The organism is Streptomyces sp. XY431 (genome assembly GCF_001279805.1).
GTDB classification, from domain to species: domain Bacteria; phylum Actinomycetota; class Actinomycetes; order Streptomycetales; family Streptomycetaceae; genus Kitasatospora; species Kitasatospora purpeofusca.
Genome location: NZ_LGDO01000352.1, coordinates 1 through 378, shown reverse-complemented (window position 1 = coordinate 378; position 378 = coordinate 1). Strand labels below are relative to the sequence as shown.

Sequence of the window (378 nt, the reverse complement as noted above, 5' to 3'; positions counted from 1 at the left end):
TCGGCGGGGGTGCCGCGGAGGAGGAAGGGGAGGTGGGCGCCGCGGGTGAGGGCGTCGAGGGCGTGGGTGGTGCGGCGGTGGTGGTCGGGGTGCATGGCGTCGGCGAGTTGGGCGCGGTGGAGCCAGTGGACGGCGGTGACGGTGTGCGGGGGCCGGTGGAGGGCGACGGTGGACTCCTGGGCGGGGCTGAGGCGTCCGCCCCAGTGGACGAAGTGGAGGGCTTCGGGGAGGAGTCGGGTGGGGGTGTGGTCGGTGGCGAGGATCTTGCGCAGGGGCAGGACCAGCCCCGTCTGGGTGTCGGTGTGGCGGCGGGCGGCGTGGTGGGGGAGTTCGTCGGCTTCGGCGGGTCCGCCGGGGAGGGTGAGGCCGGTCTGGTGG

The 378-nt window shown here is 75.9% G+C and carries 1 protein-coding gene; it reads right to left on the bottom strand.

The features are described from left to right. A partial coding sequence (locus ADK60_RS26100; protein ID WP_159400588.1) for an NUDIX domain-containing protein occupies nt 1-378 on the bottom strand: 378 nt, incomplete at both ends.